Source organism: Acinetobacter sp. ANC_7511 (genome assembly GCF_056779975.1).
Window position 1 is genome coordinate 34,609 of the sequence record NZ_JBWYIY010000007.1, and the last position, 20,793, is coordinate 55,401.

Below are 20,793 nucleotides of genomic sequence, written 5' to 3' on the forward strand. Positions count from 1 at the left end.
GGCAAAGGATGCCCCCTTTAATGAAAAAATGAACAATACTCGTTGTTAATTAGACATACTCAGATGCGGCATGTGCAGATGACCAAGCCCATTGAAAGTTAAATCCACCTAAATGGCCAGTTACATCGAGTATTTCACCGACGAAGAAAAGTCCTTTTTGCTTTTTACTTTCCATTGTTTTTGAGGAAACTTCAGTGGTATCAACTCCACCTAAAGTCACCTCAGCCGTACGGTATCCTTCAGTCCCAGAAGGTTTAACTTCAAATGCATGAAGGCGCTGGGCAATCGTCTCTAACTTCTCATCACTGATATTACCGATTGATATGTCAGCTTGATCCATCCAAATCAACTGTTGCAATTCAACTACGACACTCTTGGGTAAGTGTTCAGCGAGTAAGGTGCGGAGTAACACTTTAGGTTGATTTTGTTTTCTAGTTTTAAAAAAATCCAAGAGATCAAGACTCGGTAAAAAGTCGACTTTAAAACTTTGACCCACATCCCAATAGTTTGAGAGCTGTAAAGAACTTGGACCACTTAAACCACGGTGCGTAAACAAGAGTGCTTCAGTAAAGCTATTGAGATGATTGCTTAATGTCGCTTCAACAGCATTGCCACTGAGTCGTGTCGTCACTTCTTTGAAACCATCAGAAAAAGTAAAGGGGACTAGACCTGCACGAGTCGGATAAACATAGTGTCCAAATTGTTTAGCAATCTCATAGCCAATGCCTGAGCCTCCAAGCGTCGGAATTGAGAGACCACCAGATGCGACCACGACAGATTCAACTTCAAAATAACCTAAATTGGTTGCTACTTGAAAACCGTGCTCCTCAAGGGCGTTGACGGCTTTCACCTCGCAACTGGTTTTGATGTCGACTAGACCAGTTTTGTCACATTCAGCAAGTAACATGGCTAAGATTTCTTTCGCGCCGTTGAGGGTAAAGAGCTGACCGTGTTTACGTTCTTCGTATTCAATGCCATATTCGCAGACCAAGGCAATGAAATCCCAATTGGTATAACGAGTGAGTGCTGAGATAACAAAATGCGGGTTATGTGAAATATAGTTGTCAGGCTCAACATACAGATTGGTAAAGTTACATTTACCGCCACCTGACATGAGAATTTTTTTCCCTACTTTATTGGCTTTTTCAACCACCACGACACGACGCCCACGTTGAGCAGCCATATATGCGGTCATTAAACCAGATGCACCCGCACCTATTACTAAAACATCGTATTGCTTGGAAGACATGAAAATAATCAAAAAACGAAACAGCGCAATTATAACGGTAAATTAAGATGAACTGAGCATTATCGGATTAATTCAAGCGAACAGAAGCAGAAGCAAGATCAACTAAATCGTTCGACCTTGAAGCCCGCCCGAATGAATGACTAAAACTTTAGCGTTTTTGGGGAAATAGTTTTGTTGTATAAGATAATGAATGCCAAACATCATTTTTCCTGTATAGACTTGTTCAAGTGGAATACGGTATTCATATTCAAACTTTTCAATAAATTGAATCAGTTCAGGTCGAGTTTTGGCATAGCCTCCGAAGCAATAATCATCAGTGATATGCCAGTTTTTTTTACCCGTCAGTAGTTTTACTTCATCATTCAGAAAATTGCCTTTTAACGCAGAAAATCCAATAATTTTTTGATGGTTTAAACTGCGTTCAATCAATCCTGAAATCGTACCGCCTGTTCCGACAGCACAACAAATGAAGTCAAAGGTCTGATCAGCATCTTTTAAAATTTCTTGAGTGCCCTGAATGGCAAGCGAGTTGGTGCCACCTTCTGGAATTAAATAACTTTCAGGAAAGCGTTGTGCTAAGTGAGCTAAAAACTCAGGATCATTTTTGTGTCGATATGCTTCTCGTGAGATAAAATGCAGCGCCATACCAAAACGTTCTGCGGTGGCGAGGGTGTGATTGCGGGCTGAGTTTTTGAGTTCTTCACCACGAATGATCCCAATAGACTGAAAGCCAAATTGATGCGCAGCAAACGCTGTGGCGGCAATATGATTTGAATAAGCCCCACCAAAGGTCATTACATTTTGAAAGCCTTGACGTTTTGCCTCAATAAAATTGTATTTCAGTTTATAAAACTTATTTCCAGAGATATGTGGATGAATTTGGTCTAAACGGCGAACTGTGATGTTTAAACCGTTTAAAGAAATTTCCTGATCTTGAACCTGTTGGGCTATCGTATCAAACATAGTGCGAGAATTTGGTTTTTTAAGAGTATAGCGGATTTCGAATCTTAGCTCTTACTAGGATAAATTGAAAAACAGTGAAAAAATATGTTTAAAAAATAATCAAAAGTGCTAATCTGAAAGAAAACGGAATTTTGGGAGGGTGGCATGAAGCAATCTCTATCCATTTTATTATTGGGTTTGTTTGTTTTAACGGCCTTAGGCTGTGAGCAGGATTTTCTAAACAAACCAAAAACTGAAGCACGAAGTATGATTATTGCTGGCGTACCTGTACAGGAAAGGGACTATCGTCTGTCTCCGCACGAAACTGCATATAATGAAGCACTGTCAGATGATGATTAGCATGACTTGGCTATTTTTATAAAATCAATTGTATTTAATTTATACAGCAAACTAATTCGCTAAAAATAATAAGATAAATAGTGAATAATTTTAATATTTAAAAAAATCACTCAAATAATTAGGGAAATATTCATAAGGCTTCCAAGTAGAATAACGCGATAAATCAATCATCTACTATGGAATTAATGTGGAATCAATTTGGATTTTAGGTTCGATTGCAGCAGCACTTTTACTGGGCGCAATGAGTCCGGGGCCGACTTCAATCTATGTCGCTAAAAATTCAATCGCTATTTCGCGTAAACATGGTTTATTTACTGCACTAGGAACTGGTTTCGGTGCTGCGATTTTTGGTTTATTGGCAGTATTAGGCTTACAGGCATTCTTACTTGCAGTGCCTTCAGCATATTTGGCTTTGAAAATCTGCGGTGGATTATATTTATTGTTTTTGGCATATAAAATTATTAAACATGCCAAAGATCCAATCGAAGCTGATCATTCTGCATCGCATCCGATGAGTTTACGACGTGCATTTACCACAGGCTTAATTACTCAATTGTCGAATCCTAAAATTGCCATTGTACTTGCCAGTATTTTCACAGCTTTATTACCCAAAGAGATTCCGTTGTATTTTTACTTTGTGTTACCAATGCTGTGCTTTTTTATCGATGCTGGTTGGTGCTCGTTGGTGGCGGTTGCATTATCAGCGGAAAAACCGCGTGCGGTGTATTTAAAATTTAAGAAAGTATTTGATCGTGGTGCGGGCATTGTGATGTCTGTGCTCGGATTGAAATTGATTTTTAGTGTGAAGTAGATCGCATTTTTAATCTTGTCTAACAATTTTTATGATCTGACCTGAATTCACATTTGCCAGTCCTGATCAGCTATAAAGAACTGAGGAGAGGTTGTTTAGGGTGTAAACATCTCTCATTGTTTGTGAGTTTGTTATGTATTCTCTCCTCAGTAGCCATTCAAAAAATAAAAGTCTACAACAAAAGTTCTACTATCAATTGGGTCAAATGGCCAAAAACCTTTTGGGTGCAGTAGAGCCAGAAGAACAAGCACTTTTACCACGCGAATATAATTTAGACGCGCATGTTTTTCATCGTCAATTCGCGAGTACGCATTATGGAATTATGATTCCAGATTTACCTGAGCCTTTTCGATATCTGTCCTATGCTTCTGTCATTGGTGATGTCGGTGCGAAGATAACGCATTTACCCAAGTCGATTTCTGGTCTTAGTCCTGAAAATACCGCTACTTTGGTACATGGAACAGCCTTATCGACAGATGAAGAAGCCTTCCGCATTTATAATATTCAAGACGACATTGTATTCCATCAAAAGCCATTTAAGGTTGAGTTTGGTCGAGAATCTTTCCTTGCTGAAATTGAAGGGAGTTATCATCTAGTATCTGAACGTGATGATCTGCAAGTTGATCTTTGGTTAACCCCAACGCCTGCCATTACGTGGTTTGCACATAGCATGTTATATCAGCACTTTAGTGTATTGATGCAATATGACGGTCATTTGACCCAACATGGAAAACGTGTTGAAGTTAAAGGGTTATGTACACTGGAACATTGGAAAGCAGTCTCAAGCTCAATGTTGCCGAGTCCCATTAAACCGACCACAGGATTGGTGCCGTTAGACAGTTTTAGTTATCAAGTCATCAACATAGATGATGAGTCACAATTGGTCTTGGCCTATATCGGTTTTGCAGGTGAACCTACCTATACCGCTGTGTCTTATCGCCATATTGATGGTACCTCCATCCAGTATGATGGTGAGGTTGCTTTTCAAGTCATCGCATTAAAGCCTGATCCGAAAATAACACCTGACGGTTTTGAGATGGAGGTGCCTCAGTCTTTTAGATGGATTGCGCATCATCAAGGTGAGAAAGTGTTAGATATTCTTGCGGTTGCGGATACGGAATATTGTTATGGTTTAGCCGCAGGTTATGTGAGTTCTTATCAGTGGAGTGGTTTGCTGAATGGAACTGAACGTAAGGGGCGAGGTTATGTTGAATATATCGACCGAAGACAGAACGTAAATTTAGACACCTAATTTTTGATTTAAATACGCCCATAAAAAAGCCTCTAAACGTATTAGAGACTTTTTTAAAATCTTATTTCTTACATTCAGGCTGTGAACGGTCAATTACTTGTGTACCTTCTACACGATAACCAATTTGACCAACAATGAATGCTTGATTCAATTGAGTGATCACCACATCAGAAAGAGCCACAGCGCAACGATTTTTTTCAATAGCACGATCTACAGCAGTTTTAAAGTTTGGAACCCCTAAAGGGAACAAGACAACTGGGACCTTATCTTCACCTGTTACACGTTCACCTTTCACGAACTGATTTGAGTTAAGATTGTAGTTTTTAGTTGAAGCAACTGTCATATCAGCCATACGAACTGAACTGCCTGTCGTCAATGCTGAAGTTGCTGCGATAATTGAAATTAATAATTTTTTCATTAGTTTACCCCCATTTTTAAGCGAGGGAACTTTAAAAAAAATACTTGAAATTTCAACCATTACGTGACTTTAGTTTAATCTTTAAAGTGAACCGGTATCCATTGGTAGCTTTGTCCATCTTTGGAATAAATGTGCCCAAGCCCCGGGAATGGTAAATGCGGTGCCGCAATCAGCTGTCCGTCTTTAGCATATTCAGCAAAGTGTTTTAAGCGTGTTTCTACGGCTGCTTTTGGATCAATATCGAATTCGATAGCAGTTTCGGGTTTGTCGAACTGCAAAGTATGAGAATGCACAATATCACCAATAAATACCACGTCTTGCTCAGGAGTTTTGAGTTTAAAGCTGTAATGTCCTGGGGTGTGACCAAAAGATGGTTTAAATTGCACATTACCAAAAGCTAAAGATTTGTCAGAAAAAACTTTAATTTTTTGGGCTTTTTCATACGGTGCAAGAGCAGCTTTAATCTTTTCTACTGTACCTAGGAAACCAGCTTGTTTCTCTTTTGGTAGTTTTTTAACCGTATTTGGACTCATCCAGTAATCGTATTCAGTTTTGGCAATATGCAGGGTGGCGTTTGGATAATTCGCTACGCCATTGTTTGAAATACCGCAAACATGGTCAGGGTGTAAGTGAGTGAGGAAGATACCATTCACTTGCGTAGGCTGATAACCAGATGCTTTGAGGTTGTTATAGATTGAACCTAAATGTGCGCCAAAGCAGCTAGCAGCTCCGCTGTCGACCATCAGCAGTTGGTTGCCTGTATTGATGAGAAAGGCGTTGACTGAGGTTTGTATGCCTTTGTCGTTCACCGCAGCGTATTTCTTTAGGATTTCAGTTTTATCAAAGTCGCTTAAGCCTTTAAACATAGATGGATTGAGATAGTTTGTACCATCGAGTAGGGCGGTGATTTGGGTGTTTCCGATTTGGTGATGGTAGTAGCCAGCGACTTGTTTTTGAGGTTGTACTGTTGATTCAGTAGCCTGAATACCAGAAGAAATGGTGGATAGAGATAGTGCTAGACAAGTGTATTTTATAAGTTTCATCGCTATTTATAGTCATCAGGTCGATATTTTATTTTTAGCACAATTTTTTATTTTTTTCATTTCAGCTTTTACAGCAATAAATCGCATAGGTGAATTATAAAAAGACTAATCAATGAAACATGATTAGCACACAAGCGAGATCAACTCATGGCTAGATAGAAACACAATTGGTGAAATGAAAATAAGGAAATAAAAATGTCGACGATGCGTGCAGTTGTCTATTATGGTGAAAATGATATTCGTTTTGAAGAGCGTCCAAAACCACAAGTGATTGATCCCACAGATGCTGTAATTAAAATTGTGAAAACCACGATTTGTGGGACAGATCTAGGGATTTGGAAAGGTAAAAACGCTGAAATTGAAGAAACTGCAAAACAAAAAACAGGCAGTTTTAATGGTCGTATTTTAGGGCACGAAGGCATTGGTATTGTTGAAGAGGTAGGCAGTGCTGTAAAAAACTTTAAAAAAGGTGACCGTGTCATTATCTCTTGTGTCAGCCGTTGTGGTACCTGTGAAAACTGCCAAAAGCAGTTATATGCTCATTGCCGTAATGAAGGCGGTTGGATTATGGGTTATATGATTGATGGTACACATGCCGAATATGTACGTACCCCATTTGCAGATACCTCACTGTATCCACTGCCTGAAGGCTTAAACGAAGAGGTTGCTGTTTTTCTCTCTGATGTATTGCCAACAGCACATGAAATTGGTGTGCAATATGGTGATGTAAAACCAGGTGATGTGATTGCGATTGTGGGTACAGGTCCAATTGGTATGGGCTGTTTGTTAACTTCTCAGTTCTATTCACCTTCGCAAATTATTGCCGTGGATATGGATGATAACCGTCTAGCACTAGCCAAAGAATTGGGTGCAACGCATACGATTAACTCAGGTAAAGAAGATGCTGTGAAACGTATTTTAGAGTTGACGAATGGCCGTGGTGTGGACTGTGCAATAGAAGCAGTAGGCATCGAGCCAACTTGGAATATTTGTCAAAATATTGTGAAAGAAGGCGGGCATATTGCCAACGTGGGTGTACATGGTAAGCCAGTGAATTTTGAGCTGAATAAACTGTGGATTAAGAATCTCACCATTACTACAGGTTTAGTGAATGCCAACACCACAGGGATGCTATTAAAGAGCTGTTGTTCGGGTAAGTTGCCTTTAGAAAAGCTTGCAACGCATCATTTTAAATTTGATGATTTTGAAAAAGCGTATGATGTGTTTAAACATGCTGCTGATGAAAATGCCATGAAAGTAATGATTGAAGTGGCTTAATTACTTCTAAAATTTAGTAAAAGGCTTCTTCGGAAGTCTTTTTTATTATTCTAGATGATTGCACAGCTCGCCAAAATCTTATCTATATAAAGTCCTTTTCAGTTATAGCATAAAGATATCTATTACAGTGTCGTTTAATAAGGTTGTTAACCCAATAAATCTTATTAGTATCAGAGGTTTCCTCTATAAAAACTAATTTATTAATTACATTTTCTTCAGGGTAGTTTTCTAATTCTTTTGAAATATAATCTCTTATTTGGTCACTGTAGGAATTTTCTTTGAGTATCAAATAAATATGTGGTGAAATAGGAAAAATACATTCAAACTCCTTATTATTAAAATGATCGAGCTTATAATTTATACATGGATTATCTGAAGTGATAATATTTATTTCTGTACAATTTTTAACTATATGAAGAGTATTTAAATCTTTGAGTAAAGATAAATGTAATTTTTCATTTATGATTAAGGATACATATATAGAAATGGTATACATTTCCTCATATGTTAAATCAGGATGATATTTCTTAAATTCAAAATGAGCCTTATCTAGCACCTTTCGAGTTCTAAGAAATTGTAGTGTCATATAAAATAATAACTCTTGATATTCTTTCTTATCTATATGAAGGTTCTCAGATTGAATAATTTTTGTGATGATAGGTGATGCCTTACTTTCAAAATATGAAAAATATTCTTCGATAATATTTGTTTGAAACTCTTTTATGATTTCATTCGTTTCACCATCTGTTCTAATTTTTTCATTAGGATAAATGTTCTTAACTATCTCCCATTTTAATAAAATCCGATTTATAGATTTAATAACTTTTTTATAAATTGTTGTGTTATGTGCATCTAGTATTTCTACAATATTTTCTAAAGCCCTTATAGCTTCGTAACTTAAAGGTCTAATTCTATAAAAGAATTTACTATAAGCTGTAGCATTAGTTTTGACTAGAAATGGCTTTGATTTCAAATCACAGGCAAAGATTCTATCTTGATCTTTACTCCAAGCCTTTAAATAAAATTGGCTAACATAGTGTTGTTTTTTCTTTAAATTCATAATTTCAAAATTAAAAAGCCCCACTAAAATATAGCAGGGCTCTTTATAAGTATATATATGTTAAGACACTTTATCACCCGGTTTAGCACCAGATTCAGGTGAAATCACCCAAACGCCGTCGCCATTACCCGCAGCCAACACCATACCGTTAGAAATACCAAAACGCATCTTACGTGGTGCAAGGTTTGCCACCATCACCACCAATTTGCCTTTTAAGTCTTCAGGCTTATAGAACTCACGAATACCGCTAAACACGTTACGTGGTTCAGCTTCACCAACATTTAAAGTGAGTTGTAAAAGTTTATCCGAACCTTCAACGTGAGCGGCTTCAAGAACTTCCGCTACACGTAGGTCAACTTTCATAAAGTCTTCGATACCGATAATTTCAGCTTCACCCACTTTCGGCTCAGCTTTCTTCTCTTTGGCTTTCTCTTTTTTCTTCTCAGCTTTTGGTGCTTCAGCAGGGGCAGCTAAAGAATCTTTAGATGCATCCACCATGGCAGCAACCGCTTTCGGATCAACACGTTGCATCAATGGTTGGAACAATGCAATTTCATGTGCAACCAAGATTTGCTTGCGAGATTCAAAGTTAAAGCTGTCTAATTGTAAGAACGCTTGAACTTGCTCTGCCAAAGTTGGCAATACAGGCGCAAGGTACACCGCCAATTGACGGAATAGGTTAATACCCACTGAACACACATCATGAACTTGTTGTTCTTCACCTTCAATCTTCGCTAAAGCCCAAGGCTTTTTCTCATCGATGTATTGGTTGGCTTTATCTGCAAGCGCCATGATTTCACGAATCGCGGTTGAAAATTCGCGTGCTTCATACGCGTGAGCGATCGAATCACCGGCATCGATAAAGCTTTGAACCAATTCAGGCTCTGCACATGTAGCAGACAATTTATTGTCAAATTTCGTGTTAATGAATTTCGCACAACGACTTGCGATGTTCACCACTTTACCAACAAGGTCAGAATTCACTTTTTGAACGAAATCATCAAGGTTCAAGTCAGAATCTTCAACTTTGTCAGAAAGTTTAGACGCAAAGTAGTAACGTAAATATTCAGGGTTTAAATGCTCTAAATACGTTTCCGCTTTAATGAACGTACCACGAGATTTTGACATCTTCTGACCGTTTACAGTCAAGAAACCGTTTACGAATAGGCTTGTCGGTGTACGGTAGTTGGCACCTTCAAGCATTGCAGGCCAGAACAATGCGTGGAAATACACGATGTCTTTACCAATGAAGTGATACACCTCATTTTTAGAATCTTTTTTCCAATAGTCATCAAAGCTTAAGTCAGGACGTTTAGTTTTGATGTAATTTTCAAAGCTCGACATATAGCCGATTGGCGCATCCACCCAAACATAGAAGTATTTGTTTGGAGCATCAGGGATTTCAAAACCGAAGTAAGGCGCATCACGAGAAATATCCCAATCCGACAAACCTGCTTCAAACCATTCATCTAACTTGTTGGCAATCGACACAGGTAAACGACCTTCGTCACGTGTCCATTTTTGTAGGTATTCACCAAAGTTCGGTAGTTTAAAGAAGTAGTGATCTGAAGATTTCTCAACAGGAGTCGCACCGCTCAAAGTTGATTTAGGATTTAACAATTCAGTTGCGTTATACGTTGTACCACATACTTCGCATGAATCGCCGTATTGATCTTCCGCTTTACATTTCGGGCATGTGCCTTTAATAAAACGGTCAGACAAGAACATGCCTTTTTCAGGGTCGAATAACTGGGTTACAGGACGAACTGCAATATTTCCTGCTTCACGGTTCTTAATATAAATCTCAGAAGCACGTGCTTGGTTTTCAGCGCTGTTGGTTGAGTCGTAGTGATCGAAATCAACCTTGAAGCCGGCAAAGTCACGCTCATGTTCTTTTTGCACATTGGCAATTTGCTGTTCTGGAGTAATGCCGTTGGCTTCGGCACGTAGCATAATTGCTGTACCGTGAGCATCGTCCGCGCAGACATAAGTCACGTTATGACCCATTGCACGCATCGCACGTACCCAAATATCTGCTTGGATATAACCGAGTAGGTGACCCATATGGATCGGGCCATTGGCGTATGGAAGGGCGTTAGTGACTAAGATATTACGCACGGATCTGACTCTCTCATTCGTATTTTATGCAATGGGCGATAATTTTACATGAGATAGGCGAGACTTGCATAAGCCTTTTGATGAATTCTTATTTATTAACAAAGTTAGAGCACGTGGAAAGGCTACTTTGTTACAGACTTATCAGGGATAATAGATATCCTGCTATTCACCTGAGTGTTTGACCATGTATAACGATTTTGATGATTATGAAGATGAGCAACCTGTAAAACGCATCAAATCGAATGTGCAGGGCTTACCAACTCTGGGTAAGCAAATTCTTAATCAGGCACAGGATTATCTTGATCAAATCTCACAAGGCGAACATACACTTTTAGTCAATCATTTACGTGAACTTGCCCAGCAAGATGAATATTTTAATGTGCTTGCCGATCAGTTGGATCAACCTGTCGGTTCGAAAGTTGCCAATGATGCGTTAAACCTGATGCACTTTTGGCAACAAATTCATGCTTATGAAGATGTGCAAAGTTTTAACTTACTTGATGTTATTAACACTGAAGCTTTTCAAAAAGATGTGTTGACCGCTTTCGATGCTATGCAGATCGATGAGCAGAATAAAGCCTTGCGTCGTCCTGTGATTATCGAAGCTTTTAAAATTTATAAACTCGGCTGTTATGCAGGTTGTGTGCCTTTACTCTATGCACAGTTGGAAGGGCTGTTGACAGATGTACTGATTCAACAAGCATTCTTAAAACAAAACGGCACCAAGTTTGTCGATGTTTATAAAATTGTACCGGGTTTGAAAGGCAATGAAATTAAGAGCCTTTGGCATAAATCTAAGATAGCCATTGAGCTTAATCCATACTTTGCAGAACTCGCGGCTTATAAAATGGATTCAAGCTCGAATGTGACCGCGACACGTCATAATATTTTGCATGGCACGGATGTCGAGCATTTCACACAAGCACGAAGCTTTATTTTATTTATTTGGTTGTTTTCTGCATTGAACTTTATGTCGAGTATTCGCTCCTAAATTCATCATTTTAAACTCAAAAGTTACAGCGTAGTGTTGTTCTACATCATCATGTGAGAAATTGTAGTGATTCGAAACATTTACGATGAGCACTGCAAATCTTCGATATAACTTAGATTTACTATCAAAGCGATAAAGAGGATTGAAGATGTCGAATAATAAAATTGATGACTTAAAAAACAAAGCTTCAGAACTCGGCGATGATCTGAAATTGAAGGCGAAAGAAGCTGAGCTGAAAGGCGAGAAAGCATTGGATCAAGTGAAGCATGGTGCAGCAGAAGCCAAGCTTGAAGGTGAAAAAAAACTGAATGATCTTAAACATGATACGCAGCAAAATTCTTCTGAAGCGCATTCAACTTTAGATGATTTAAAACATAAAGCGGTAGATTTAAAAGAGCAAGCAACAGATAAATTGCATGAACTGAAAGATCAAGCGAGTGAAAAATTTGCGGATCTTAAAGCAAAAGCATCAGAGAAAATTGATCAACTGAAAAAGTAAATTGATCACAAAAAAGCTCATCATCAGATGAGCTTTTTTTTAATTTTTTCTAATCCATTCGATTTTTCTAATTTCATTATTCACCACAGTAAAGGTGTAAATCAGATCATGAAATTCGTAGGTATAGCTATAAGCCATAAAACGATTTTTTCCTTCTTTCCATTCATAATTTTGTGTTGAAGTCGGCGTCTGCTTCATGTGTGAGCTTAATTTTGCATAAGAGTCACCTAAGCTGATGATTTGTCCAGAAGGAGTACGAAAACTTCGGGATTCATTGGCGGCATAGCCTAAAATTGGTAGAAGGAGCATTGTGCTCATTAAGGCAGTTATTGAGCGTGTTTTTAATTTAAGTTTCAGATTTCTTTGTTTTAAAGACATATCGAAGTGTTATCTTGGTTTTATATTCTTTTCAATTTTAATTTAAAAATTCTCTATTGTGTTGCTATTTGTTGAAAGCATGAATCACTTGCAACATGAATCAAGGCGTTTAACAGTGAAATCAAGTTTATAGCCTGTATCAATGGCAGCATTCGCAATACGCCAATAAAAATAATAAAAAAGCTGACTAATTTAGTTGGAATTCGACTAACATATTTCTAATCAAACGGGGATCAATATATTGTTGCTTAACCTTGTTGATATTTCTCGTTAAACTATTCCTTTATCAGTTTCTGTCCAGACTTGGAGTACGGTATGTCGTGGCTTTCTTCACTCAAATCTGTTTTTTCACCCTCAAAGGAGGTGAATGAAGAGGCTGTACAACACGTATTACAACACTACGTTTTGCCGAATTCTGACAATTTTTTGAAAGATCGAATCACACAGGTCAATGTTGAAGATGATGTACTACAAATTACCATTAATACCGTGCCAAGTGAAAAAGATCAGTTACAGCAAATTCACGATGAACTTGCTGATGCTTTGGAAAAGTGTGGGATTAAAGAGCTGAATATGCATGTCATTCAGCAAAAAACAGGCAGTCATGCTCAACAACAAGGTGGCTGTGGGCACAACCATGCAGCAGGTGAAAGCTGTTCAAGCAAAAAAGCCGAAGCCCCAAAATCCAATCTGCCTCCTGTTGTAGATGCATCTGCAAGCCAAGATGCGGTAAAACAAGCGAATGCGAATTACCAACCTCAACAAGAAGAAGCACCGATTCAAAAAGCTGCACCACAGCAACGTGATGTACCTAAGCATCCACGTATCCAGAACGTGATTTTAGTTTCGTCAGGTAAGGGTGGTGTAGGCAAATCAACCACTACGGTAAATTTAGCTCTGGCATTACAAAAGCTCGGGCTGAAAGTAGGTGTGTTGGATGCAGATATCTATGGTCCAAGTATCCCAACGATGCTTGGCAATGCCGGTAAAACCCCAATGATCGAGGCAGAACATTTTGTACCGTTGGATGCTTTTGGTATGGCGGTGTTGTCGATTGGTCATCTGACAGGAGATCACAATACTCCTGTGGCTTGGCGTGGTCCAAAAGCAACAGGCGCATTGATGCAACTGTTCAACCAAACCCTTTGGCCTGATCTTGATGTATTAATGATCGACATGCCACCAGGAACAGGGGATATTCAATTAACTCTGGCACAACGTATTCCAGTGACCGGTGCAGTGATCGTGACGACACCACAAAATGTCGCATTGATGGATGCGACCAAAGGTATTGAATTGTTTAACCGTGTTCAAATTCCTGTGATGGGCGTGGTGGAAAATATGTCGACACATATTTGTTCAAACTGTGGCCATGAAGAGCAAATCTTTGGTACTGGTGGTGGCGATAAGTTATCGGAACAATACGATATTCCATTACTTGGACGTTTACCATTGAATGCGAAAATCCGAGAGCATGCCGATGAAGGTAAACCATCTGTATTGATTGGTGATGATGCAGCAGATAGTTATATTGAAATTGCACAGAAGATTGCAGCTGCATTGCCTAAAGCTGAAAAAGATCAAAGTCGGATTTTCTAAGTATTTGAAAAGACTCGATGTTAAACCTGTCTAAGTCTGACTTAGGCAGGTTTTTTGTTGACCGTTCGTCGTTTTAGGATTATTTACTCTAATTTTTCTACCTAAAATATTTTGTGAAATTTCACGTTATATGGGTATAGAAATGCGTTCAATCACTGCAATGAAGATGGTTATGATTTCTCTCATTCTGTCAACGACAGCTTCTGCTGCCATTATTCCTTATGTTGATTATCCTGAAGAATTCAAAAAGAAATCTTTAAATATTCAGGTTCAAGAAGCTGAACAACAGTCAAATTAATGTTTGAACTCAGCATCACAGCGTGAATGGAATGTGATGCTGAATTTCATCGATGAAGAACGTGCTATAAGCATTTTTGCAAGAGTACATCATGTTTTTCGTTTCGATTACATTGTGTGACTTCAGAGTTATAATTTAAATGACAAACTAACCTGATGAAAAATATTACAAAAAAAATTGTGTTTCATTCTTGAGAAATTTTCACACAAATAATATTTTGCCAATTGAAATAATCCTGATTAATCTGAGCGCATTATCAGCGAGGTCATCCTATGATTTCATGGCTCTTTATTGCGTTGGTTACCACGATTTTATTCACACCCGGACCAACCAATACTTTACTTGCATCTTCAGGCATACAGGTAGGTATTAAAAAGTCATTTCGCTTAATACCCGCGGAAGCATTAGGCTATCTTATTGCCATCACTGCATGGGGATTTTTAATTGGTCGTGTCACCACTCATTTGCCAATTTTGCCAGTGATATTAAAATTATTTAGTTCATTCTATATTATCTATCTGGCCATCAAATTATGGCGCACTGCCAACGTAGAACATCAGTTGAATCAGCCCACCATCAAAGCTTCTGAATTATTCTGTGCAACTTTACTTAATCCTAAAGCTTTGCTTTTTGCATCGGCTATTTTCCCTGCTATTGTTTGGGTGAGTGTAGATTATTATATTGCGCACATGTTGATGTTTATTTTATTGATCCTACCCATCGCTTTTATTTGGACACTTATTGGGTCGCTGTTAGCCAATAATAAAATTAAATGGTTAAACCAGTCCAATATGCAAAAAACAGCATCCTTAGTCCTGATGAGTTTCTCAATTCCAATGAGTTATTCGGCATTGTTAAGTCTTTAAGATGATTCACCGCAGCAGACTGAACAGGAATACAAATCGTGGGTTATTTCCATTGACGGGGTTTTCAGTTAAAGTACAGCGCAGTAATTGAATATGTATTCTGGGAATAAATAAATGGCTATTAAGTCTGATCGTTGGATTCGCGAAATGAGCGAAAAACACGGCATGATTGAACCGTATGCAGAAAACCAAGTTCGTTTAGATGAAAATGGTCAAAAACTCATTTCATATGGCGTTTCAAGCTATGGTTATGATGTTCGTTGTGCGCGTGAGTTCAAAGTGTTCACAAACGTTCACTCTGCTATTGTTGACCCAAAAAATTTCGATGATAAAAGTTTTATCGATATCGAAGCTGACGTGTGTATTATTCCACCTAATTCATTTGCGCTTGCTCGTACAGTAGAATACTTCCGTATCCCACGTAATGTCTTGACGGTGTGTTTAGGTAAATCAACCTATGCGCGTTGCGGTATTATTGTAAACGTGACGCCACTTGAGCCTGAGTGGGAAGGTCATGTGACCTTGGAATTTTCAAATACAACCAATTTACCTGCACGTATTTATGCTGGTGAAGGTGTTGCTCAAATGTTGTTCTTTGAGTCTGATGAAGTGTGCGAAACATCTTATAAAGATCGTGGTGGAAAATATCAAGGTCAAACAGGTGTAACTTTACCTAAAACCTAAGTATTGAATTGTAAGACTTCATGCAAAAAGCAAACTCAATGAGTTTGCTTTTTTTATAAGTATTTGAAAAATTGAATTTATTCATTTATCGGAAAAAATGCCAACCCAATCGCAATTTTTTGCAAATTCTACTTCATTTATATACTATAAACTGTGATGTAATCTTAATATTAAAAGAGAAGCATGGAATTCTTCTCTGAACAATTAAAAATATAAATATGGTGCAAGGCATCGTATACGGGAAGGTCGAGATGGCACTTAATTATACGAACATATTTAATCAGACTTTACTTGCAAGTTTAATGACGCTTAATACGGTTTCGGTCTATGCATTGCAGCCTCTTTCGGATGAAAATTTAAGTGCGACGACTGGTGAGGGTGTCGCCATGATTCCTCAAGATGCTTATTTTGTTTTTCAAGGGGAAAATTCAACTGCGGCAGATTTAATGAATCGCCAAAAAGATACCGGATATATTCATCTCATTCCAGTGGGTCCTTTAACGGATGCGGCATTGGATACCAATAAAAATGGAACAGTAGGGTCAGAAGATCATTCCGTGGGTAAGGCTGATTTGTTCGTGTATGGTCTCGCATTATCTAAATCTGATAATAATCACAATACGCGCTTAGCTGCGACAGATAAAGATGCACGTATAGGATCATGGGGAACAGCAACCAATCCATGGCTACTTCGAGTCGGTACTGAAAATCAGGTTCCAAATTTTGATTTAAATAAAACATGTATAAGTAATGATCCTAGCTGTCAGGTTCCATTCTTGACGCTTGAAGCTCCATTAATGGACACAGTTCGTCCTACGGATGCAGCCAGTGGTCTTGATGCTTACAGATTGAAGATGGCCATGTGGGCGGATGCTTTTGTGCTTGATCCTTCTCGTAAAGATGGGGATCCACTACTTTACCAATTGGGTGAAAAAGCAGGAACGAGTAATGCGGATCGTGCTAATCGACTTCGTTTACAGGCCATTTGGAATAATTTTTCCATTAATGGAAGTAATATAAAAATCTTTCAAACTTTAAATGGTGCAAGTAACCAAGCAGGCATGAGTGCATTTTATAACAACACCTTGGGTGTTGCTGGACTTGTGCGTTTGAACTCAGGTGATGGTCAAAATCTGACGACGGGGAATAAAACAGCCAATATTCTCAGACTGAGTACGCGTGAGACATCAGACACTCCTAATTTACAAACCCCTGCTATCAACAATACTCTGGCACCAGTATTTGATGCCAATGAGGGTATCTTTATTCATAATTTGAATGCCAATATCGTATTGGGTTCACTCTATCAGCCTTTGATTCTAGGATCTGATGGTAAAAACTTTAGTTTGGAACTCACGCGTATTCCAAATAAACCTGAAATTTATAAAAAAATATACACAGATTATAGCAATCCAAACTCGACAGAATATGCGGGCTCAACCTGTAACTTTTATAAATGTGGTAACAATGGTTTGAATGGCTATCAAGGGACGAATGCAACACATAGCAGTATCACTATTGGAAGTACTTCTTATAACGCTGCGAATAATACTTTAAGTGCTTATAAAGGATCAGATGCAGTAGGTATAAGTTTTGGTGCAGTCAATCCAATTCCCCAAACGCCTAATGCCGCATTGCCACCGTCAAATTTTAAAAATATGGGTTCTGCGGTTATTGATGGTGTTCTTATTCAGCATATGAAAATCACCACAAAAGGATTATAGGAGAGCATTCATGAAAAATTCATTAGTCGCTGTCCTATTCATTGTTATAGCATCAATGACTTATGCTCTTGAGCCCATGTCAGATGAAGCTTTAAAAAATGTTGAAGGACAAGCTGGAGCTGATCTCTCATTAAAACTTTCTTTAAACCAAAAGTTAGTGACTGAGAATAATGTTCAACGTTATGTGTTTGATGATGCACTGTGTAAGGATGTGGAATATTGTCGTCTCGCACTTGCTGTCAATAATCGCTATATCAAAGATGGTCAAGCAAGTAGTACGGATGGTTTTAAATTATGGCTTGTTTTTAAAGGGATTCAGGGCACTCTAAATATTCAAAAGATTGGCTTGGATGGTGTAGATCTCAGCTATAAAAATGATTCTGGTACTGATCAGCTTAAAGCAGCGATGCAACTGAGCTTTGATGCATCTAAGCCAATTCAAATTCGTAATTTTGGTTTTGATGCTTTGGCTTTTGGTCAGGATAAATTTACCAGTAATGCCACCACTGAGGGTGTAGGAACAAGTCCTGCTGACTATGGTTACCTGCAAGTGACACGTTATGATTCATCTAATGCTCCTCGTTCTGCATATGACCATGGGCGAGAAACTGGTTTTATGGGTTTAAAAATGAATGGTAATTTAGCTGTTCAGGGTAAAGTCATGATGTTTGGTTGTGACGGCAGTCACCAGCGTTGTTGAAATTAAACATGCATAAGGAAATGTGATGAACAATAAAAAATATAATCACAGCTCATTGTTGGTTATGAATGCATTAAGCCTGAGTATCTTGCTTGCAAGTGGACATGCCATGGCTTTAGAAGTGATGCATGATGAAGCTTTGCGAAATGTAAATGGTCAAGATGGTGTGCATATCTCGACAACATTGACTGAAGCCAACATGGATCAGGTCTATTGGCAAGATCAAGCTGGTCGTAGCAGTAGTGGAGCAACCAATAATACATTGCAGGCAACAGCAGATAATGTCTCTATTCGAAAAAGTAATGTCTCTAATCAAACATTAGGGGCAGATATTAAAATTAATGCTGGAAGCAATGCGAACCAAGCAGGTTTAGACTTCAATGCCAGTGTGACACCTGCTTTAGTGACCATGAATAATCTCAGAATTTGTGATAACGAGAGTTCAAGCCGTTGTAGTTTTTCAATGGGTCAATTGGCTTTACAAACTACTTCGAATACTGATTTATCACTTAGAACGATTCACGGATTATTCAGCAAAGAGAATCTTAGCGAAATCGCACTAGGGATTAAAAATGCCAATATCTATTTAGGGCAGACTGACGCACGAAACCAACTCAACCAACTTGTTTTAAACAACTTCAATTTCAACTTCAAAGCACGTGGTGCCATGTTTGTGGATGAAGTTGAGGGATTGAGAATGCAGTCGAATACACGTACAGGGTCGACAGATAATGTTGCCGGTATGAGTAGTACGCCTAATGATAATTTGGGTTATGTGGATTTAAACCGTGTTGCAAATTCGGCTTCAAAAAAAGCAGGATTTATTAACACAGGAACCTATGGCAATGGTAAGTCAGGTGCTGAGGGTGAAACAACAAACTCAGGTCTAAATATTGAAGTAATGTTGAATAAGAACGTGAGTTCAAATGACCCATATGCTTTAAATAGCAATACGAATAATCCTCAAGGAGCTAAAGGTCTCATACGTGTAGGTGCCAGCGGGCGAATGGTCAATTCATCGTTGCAATTTCGTGGTACAAAAGGCAATGAAAGTGTTCTAGGAAATGCCAATAGTCCAACGGCTTCATCTAGTAATAGTGTAATTGGTGATTCTGGAATCGGATTCCGTATGAAAGCTGACTTTACCAAAGACAATGATTCAATGCTCGGAAGTGATGGACAAGCAACGACTTTAGAAATTGGTGGGGCAGGTCTAAATGCATACGGTTTTGAGTTTAGTAACTTAACAGGGTTAAGACCAAATACTCGAGCATCTTTTGACAGCGGTAATGTGTATCTCAATTTAGCCGATACAAAAACACTGCGCTTACCTGAAAACGAAGTGTTCCAAAAAAGTCGTTTTGGTAATGGAAGTTATTTAACCTTAGCAACTGATTATCAGCACCAAATTCATAATGCAGTAACAGGTGATAATCCATACAGCTTGATTGCTGCGATTCGTGGTGCTGAATTTCAGTCTATTTCCCGCCGTGGACGTTTTACCAATAGTGCAGGAACACCAGCAGCTAACTTGTTTGCGAATACAAATGTTAAAAATGAGTGGGGTTTGGCACTGCCTTTTTATAATCTGAATGCCAATCTTGCTCTATATGGAACATCAGTTCGTGCAGATCAAGCTTTTTATTACACTTTAGCAGGCTCCGATGTTGTTAAAAACATGATTGCTACAACGGGTAATACCTCAAGAATTGGTTTGTCTTTTGCAATGAGTACCTCTGGGGTAGACCGAGCTAATGGTCAAGCGCTAGGTAATAAAACCACGTCAATTTTAGTGGTTGATGGCGGTAAGGTAGGCAGTGGAGATACGGCAACATCAACAGATTACTATATGGGTTTACGTAATATTGATCTGTACGCGAAGGGCACAGGAAATATGGGCGTAGAAAATGGTAGTGTAAATGTCAGCTTGCGCGATATGTTGATTGTTCTATCAACAGAAGTTGCTGCGGGATATCTGCCAGGTACCATTTATAAAACCTGTAAATTAAATAGTGGAGCAGCAGGATGTGCTACGCGAAGTTCATCACCAGACAACAATTTTGCTTTAGCTGATGATGTGATGTTTGTGGTGAAATCACGTCTTGGTGGTGATGTTGATTTTTCTTTAATTCCAAATAATGCTGCTGAAGATGGTCAGAACTTAACTTTTGTAGGTGAATTAGAGCTGAAAGGTGACAATAACACCTTCCAAATTACCGATCCTCATAATGGTTCAACACTTGGTTTAGACCGTTTGACAGGTAAAATTGCATTTAATAATGCATTGGTTGTTAGTAAAGATCAAAATGGTGCGGGACAATTTGGTGTGAATGCTGCCTTGATGTTCAATCCTCAAAAGACAACTTCGGGTGTTTTTAGAGCAAGAGACATCAACTTCTATCCTCCAACTGTAGGTGCTGGCGCTCGTTTAGGCGAATTGGCTATTACTGGCGGTCGCTTGAATAGTGAATTGCGCATTACACCTCGAAATTAATAAGTAAATATGGAAAGTTGAGGGACAGA

19 protein-coding genes and 1 pseudogene are annotated in these 20,793 nt (G+C 38.6%); 13 read left to right on the forward strand and 7 right to left on the reverse strand.

Annotated elements, in window-relative coordinates; genetic code table 11:
• Positions 1 to 49: 49 nt before the first annotated feature.
• Positions 50 to 1,249, reverse strand: a complete 1,200-nt coding sequence (locus tag AC1M9L_RS06015; RefSeq protein ID WP_481591600.1) for a BaiN/RdsA family NAD(P)/FAD-dependent oxidoreductase — start codon at positions 1,247 to 1,249, stop codon at positions 50 to 52.
• Between the two features lie 102 nt (positions 1,250 to 1,351).
• Complete coding sequence (locus AC1M9L_RS06020) at positions 1,352 to 2,212, reverse strand: 1-aminocyclopropane-1-carboxylate deaminase/D-cysteine desulfhydrase (protein ID WP_481591601.1); 861 nt, start codon at positions 2,210 to 2,212, stop codon at positions 1,352 to 1,354.
• 144 nt (positions 2,213 to 2,356) lie between these two features.
• Between AC1M9L_RS06020 and AC1M9L_RS06025 the strand changes: the two genes are divergently transcribed.
• From AC1M9L_RS06025 to AC1M9L_RS06035, 3 genes are all read left to right on the forward strand, one after another.
• Positions 2,357 to 2,551 (forward strand): NF038215 family lipoprotein, encoded by a 195-nt coding sequence (locus AC1M9L_RS06025; RefSeq protein ID WP_035267295.1) that lies wholly within the window; start codon positions 2,357 to 2,359, stop codon positions 2,549 to 2,551.
• A 187-nt stretch (positions 2,552 to 2,738) separates the two neighbouring features.
• The gene (locus AC1M9L_RS06030) at positions 2,739 to 3,362 is read left to right on the forward strand and encodes a LysE family translocator (RefSeq protein ID WP_481591602.1); all 624 of its coding nucleotides are present in this window, start codon (positions 2,739 to 2,741) and stop codon (positions 3,360 to 3,362) included.
• Positions 3,363 to 3,495: 133 nt separating this feature from the next.
• Positions 3,496 to 4,614 carry a DUF6670 family protein gene (locus AC1M9L_RS06035; protein WP_092766961.1) on the forward strand — a complete coding sequence of 373 codons (1,119 nt, stop codon included), beginning with the start codon at positions 3,496 to 3,498 and terminating at the stop codon, positions 4,612 to 4,614.
• Between the two features lie 61 nt (positions 4,615 to 4,675).
• Here the strand turns inward: AC1M9L_RS06035 and AC1M9L_RS06040 are convergent, their stop codons facing one another.
• Both AC1M9L_RS06040 and AC1M9L_RS06045 read right to left on the reverse strand, forming a co-directional pair.
• Complete coding sequence (locus AC1M9L_RS06040) at positions 4,676 to 5,032, reverse strand: hypothetical protein (RefSeq protein WP_481591603.1); 357 nt, start codon at positions 5,030 to 5,032, stop codon at positions 4,676 to 4,678.
• Between the two features lie 74 nt (positions 5,033 to 5,106).
• A complete protein-coding gene (locus AC1M9L_RS06045; protein WP_481591604.1) occupies positions 5,107 to 6,075 on the reverse strand; it encodes an MBL fold metallo-hydrolase in 969 nt (322 codons plus the stop codon).
• Between the two features lie 195 nt (positions 6,076 to 6,270).
• On the opposite strand from AC1M9L_RS06045, the gene AC1M9L_RS06050 reads away from it, so the two are divergent.
• On the forward strand, positions 6,271 to 7,353 hold the full coding sequence (locus AC1M9L_RS06050) for a zinc-dependent alcohol dehydrogenase family protein (RefSeq protein ID WP_481591605.1): 1,083 nt from the start codon (positions 6,271 to 6,273) through the stop codon (positions 7,351 to 7,353).
• Between the two features lie 82 nt (positions 7,354 to 7,435).
• Here the strand turns inward: AC1M9L_RS06050 and AC1M9L_RS06055 are convergent, their stop codons facing one another.
• Together AC1M9L_RS06055 and metG are read right to left on the reverse strand one after the other, a co-directional pair.
• Positions 7,436 to 8,413 (reverse strand): DUF4238 domain-containing protein, encoded by a 978-nt coding sequence (locus AC1M9L_RS06055; RefSeq protein ID WP_481591606.1) that lies wholly within the window; start codon positions 8,411 to 8,413, stop codon positions 7,436 to 7,438.
• 60 nt (positions 8,414 to 8,473) lie between these two features.
• Positions 8,474 to 10,531: a methionine--tRNA ligase gene (gene metG / locus AC1M9L_RS06060; RefSeq protein WP_481591607.1), complete on the reverse strand. Its 2,058-nt coding sequence runs from the start codon at positions 10,529 to 10,531 to the stop codon at positions 8,474 to 8,476.
• Between the two features lie 184 nt (positions 10,532 to 10,715).
• On the opposite strand from metG, the gene AC1M9L_RS06065 reads away from it, so the two are divergent.
• On the forward strand, positions 10,716 to 11,522 hold the full coding sequence (locus AC1M9L_RS06065) for a hypothetical protein (protein ID WP_481591608.1): 807 nt from the start codon (positions 10,716 to 10,718) through the stop codon (positions 11,520 to 11,522).
• A 148-nt stretch (positions 11,523 to 11,670) separates the two neighbouring features.
• Positions 11,671 to 12,021 (forward strand): hypothetical protein, encoded by a 351-nt coding sequence (locus AC1M9L_RS06070; protein ID WP_481591609.1) that lies wholly within the window; start codon positions 11,671 to 11,673, stop codon positions 12,019 to 12,021.
• Positions 12,022 to 12,060: 39 nt separating this feature from the next.
• Here AC1M9L_RS06070 and AC1M9L_RS06075 read toward each other — a convergent pair whose 3' ends face one another.
• Positions 12,061 to 12,399, reverse strand: coding sequence for a hypothetical protein (locus tag AC1M9L_RS06075; protein ID WP_481591610.1), 339 nt, complete (start codon positions 12,397 to 12,399; stop codon positions 12,061 to 12,063).
• A 315-nt stretch (positions 12,400 to 12,714) separates the two neighbouring features.
• Here AC1M9L_RS06075 and apbC point away from each other — a divergent pair, with 315 nt between their 5' ends.
• The 7 genes and pseudogenes from apbC (at position 12,715) to AC1M9L_RS06110 (ending at position 20,764) form a co-directional block, all read left to right on the forward strand.
• Positions 12,715 to 13,998 (forward strand): iron-sulfur cluster carrier protein ApbC, encoded by a 1,284-nt coding sequence (apbC, locus tag AC1M9L_RS06080; protein WP_481591611.1) that lies wholly within the window; start codon positions 12,715 to 12,717, stop codon positions 13,996 to 13,998.
• Positions 13,999 to 14,140: 142 nt separating this feature from the next.
• Positions 14,141 to 14,296 carry a hypothetical protein gene (locus AC1M9L_RS06085; protein WP_481591612.1) on the forward strand — a complete coding sequence of 52 codons (156 nt, stop codon included), beginning with the start codon at positions 14,141 to 14,143 and terminating at the stop codon, positions 14,294 to 14,296.
• Between the two features lie 272 nt (positions 14,297 to 14,568).
• The gene (locus AC1M9L_RS06090; protein WP_035269555.1) at positions 14,569 to 15,162 is read left to right on the forward strand and encodes a LysE family translocator; all 594 of its coding nucleotides are present in this window, start codon (positions 14,569 to 14,571) and stop codon (positions 15,160 to 15,162) included.
• Between the two features lie 114 nt (positions 15,163 to 15,276).
• The gene (gene dcd / locus AC1M9L_RS06095) at positions 15,277 to 15,846 is read left to right on the forward strand and encodes a dCTP deaminase (protein WP_004694514.1); all 570 of its coding nucleotides are present in this window, start codon (positions 15,277 to 15,279) and stop codon (positions 15,844 to 15,846) included.
• Positions 15,847 to 16,064: 218 nt separating this feature from the next.
• A pseudogene (locus tag AC1M9L_RS06100) lies at positions 16,065 to 17,474 on the forward strand (hypothetical protein); the annotation flags it as partial.
• Positions 17,475 to 17,580: 106 nt separating this feature from the next.
• Positions 17,581 to 18,270, forward strand: a complete 690-nt coding sequence (locus AC1M9L_RS06105) for a hypothetical protein (protein WP_481591613.1) — start codon at positions 17,581 to 17,583, stop codon at positions 18,268 to 18,270.
• A 25-nt stretch (positions 18,271 to 18,295) separates the two neighbouring features.
• On the forward strand, positions 18,296 to 20,764 hold the full coding sequence (locus AC1M9L_RS06110) for a DUF6160 family protein (protein ID WP_481591614.1): 2,469 nt from the start codon (positions 18,296 to 18,298) through the stop codon (positions 20,762 to 20,764).
• Positions 20,765 to 20,793: the final 29 nt, after the last annotated feature.

Coding starts and splice junctions, on each gene's coding strand:
- AC1M9L_RS06035 (WP_092766961.1), top strand. CDS start 3,496: ATGTATTCTCTCCTCAGTAGCCATTCAAAAAATAAAAGTCTACAACAA.
- AC1M9L_RS06075 (WP_481591610.1), bottom strand. CDS start 12,399: ATGTCTTTAAAACAAAGAAATCTGAAACTTAAATTAAAAACACGCTCA.
- apbC (WP_481591611.1), top strand. CDS start 12,715: ATGTCGTGGCTTTCTTCACTCAAATCTGTTTTTTCACCCTCAAAGGAG.
- AC1M9L_RS06040 (WP_481591603.1), bottom strand. CDS start 5,032: ATGAAAAAATTATTAATTTCAATTATCGCAGCAACTTCAGCATTGACG.
- AC1M9L_RS06085 (WP_481591612.1), top strand. CDS start 14,141: ATGCGTTCAATCACTGCAATGAAGATGGTTATGATTTCTCTCATTCTG.
- AC1M9L_RS06055 (WP_481591606.1), bottom strand. CDS start 8,413: ATGAATTTAAAGAAAAAACAACACTATGTTAGCCAATTTTATTTAAAG.
- dcd (WP_004694514.1), top strand. CDS start 15,277: ATGGCTATTAAGTCTGATCGTTGGATTCGCGAAATGAGCGAAAAACAC.
- AC1M9L_RS06045 (WP_481591604.1), bottom strand. CDS start 6,075: ATGAAACTTATAAAATACACTTGTCTAGCACTATCTCTATCCACCATT.
- AC1M9L_RS06070 (WP_481591609.1), top strand. CDS start 11,671: ATGTCGAATAATAAAATTGATGACTTAAAAAACAAAGCTTCAGAACTC.
- AC1M9L_RS06015 (WP_481591600.1), bottom strand. CDS start 1,249: ATGTCTTCCAAGCAATACGATGTTTTAGTAATAGGTGCGGGTGCATCT.
- AC1M9L_RS06110 (WP_481591614.1), top strand. CDS start 18,296: ATGAACAATAAAAAATATAATCACAGCTCATTGTTGGTTATGAATGCA.
- AC1M9L_RS06050 (WP_481591605.1), top strand. CDS start 6,271: ATGTCGACGATGCGTGCAGTTGTCTATTATGGTGAAAATGATATTCGT.
- AC1M9L_RS06020 (WP_481591601.1), bottom strand. CDS start 2,212: ATGTTTGATACGATAGCCCAACAGGTTCAAGATCAGGAAATTTCTTTA.
- AC1M9L_RS06065 (WP_481591608.1), top strand. CDS start 10,716: ATGTATAACGATTTTGATGATTATGAAGATGAGCAACCTGTAAAACGC.
- AC1M9L_RS06025 (WP_035267295.1), top strand. CDS start 2,357: ATGAAGCAATCTCTATCCATTTTATTATTGGGTTTGTTTGTTTTAACG.
- AC1M9L_RS06090 (WP_035269555.1), top strand. CDS start 14,569: ATGATTTCATGGCTCTTTATTGCGTTGGTTACCACGATTTTATTCACA.
- AC1M9L_RS06105 (WP_481591613.1), top strand. CDS start 17,581: ATGAAAAATTCATTAGTCGCTGTCCTATTCATTGTTATAGCATCAATG.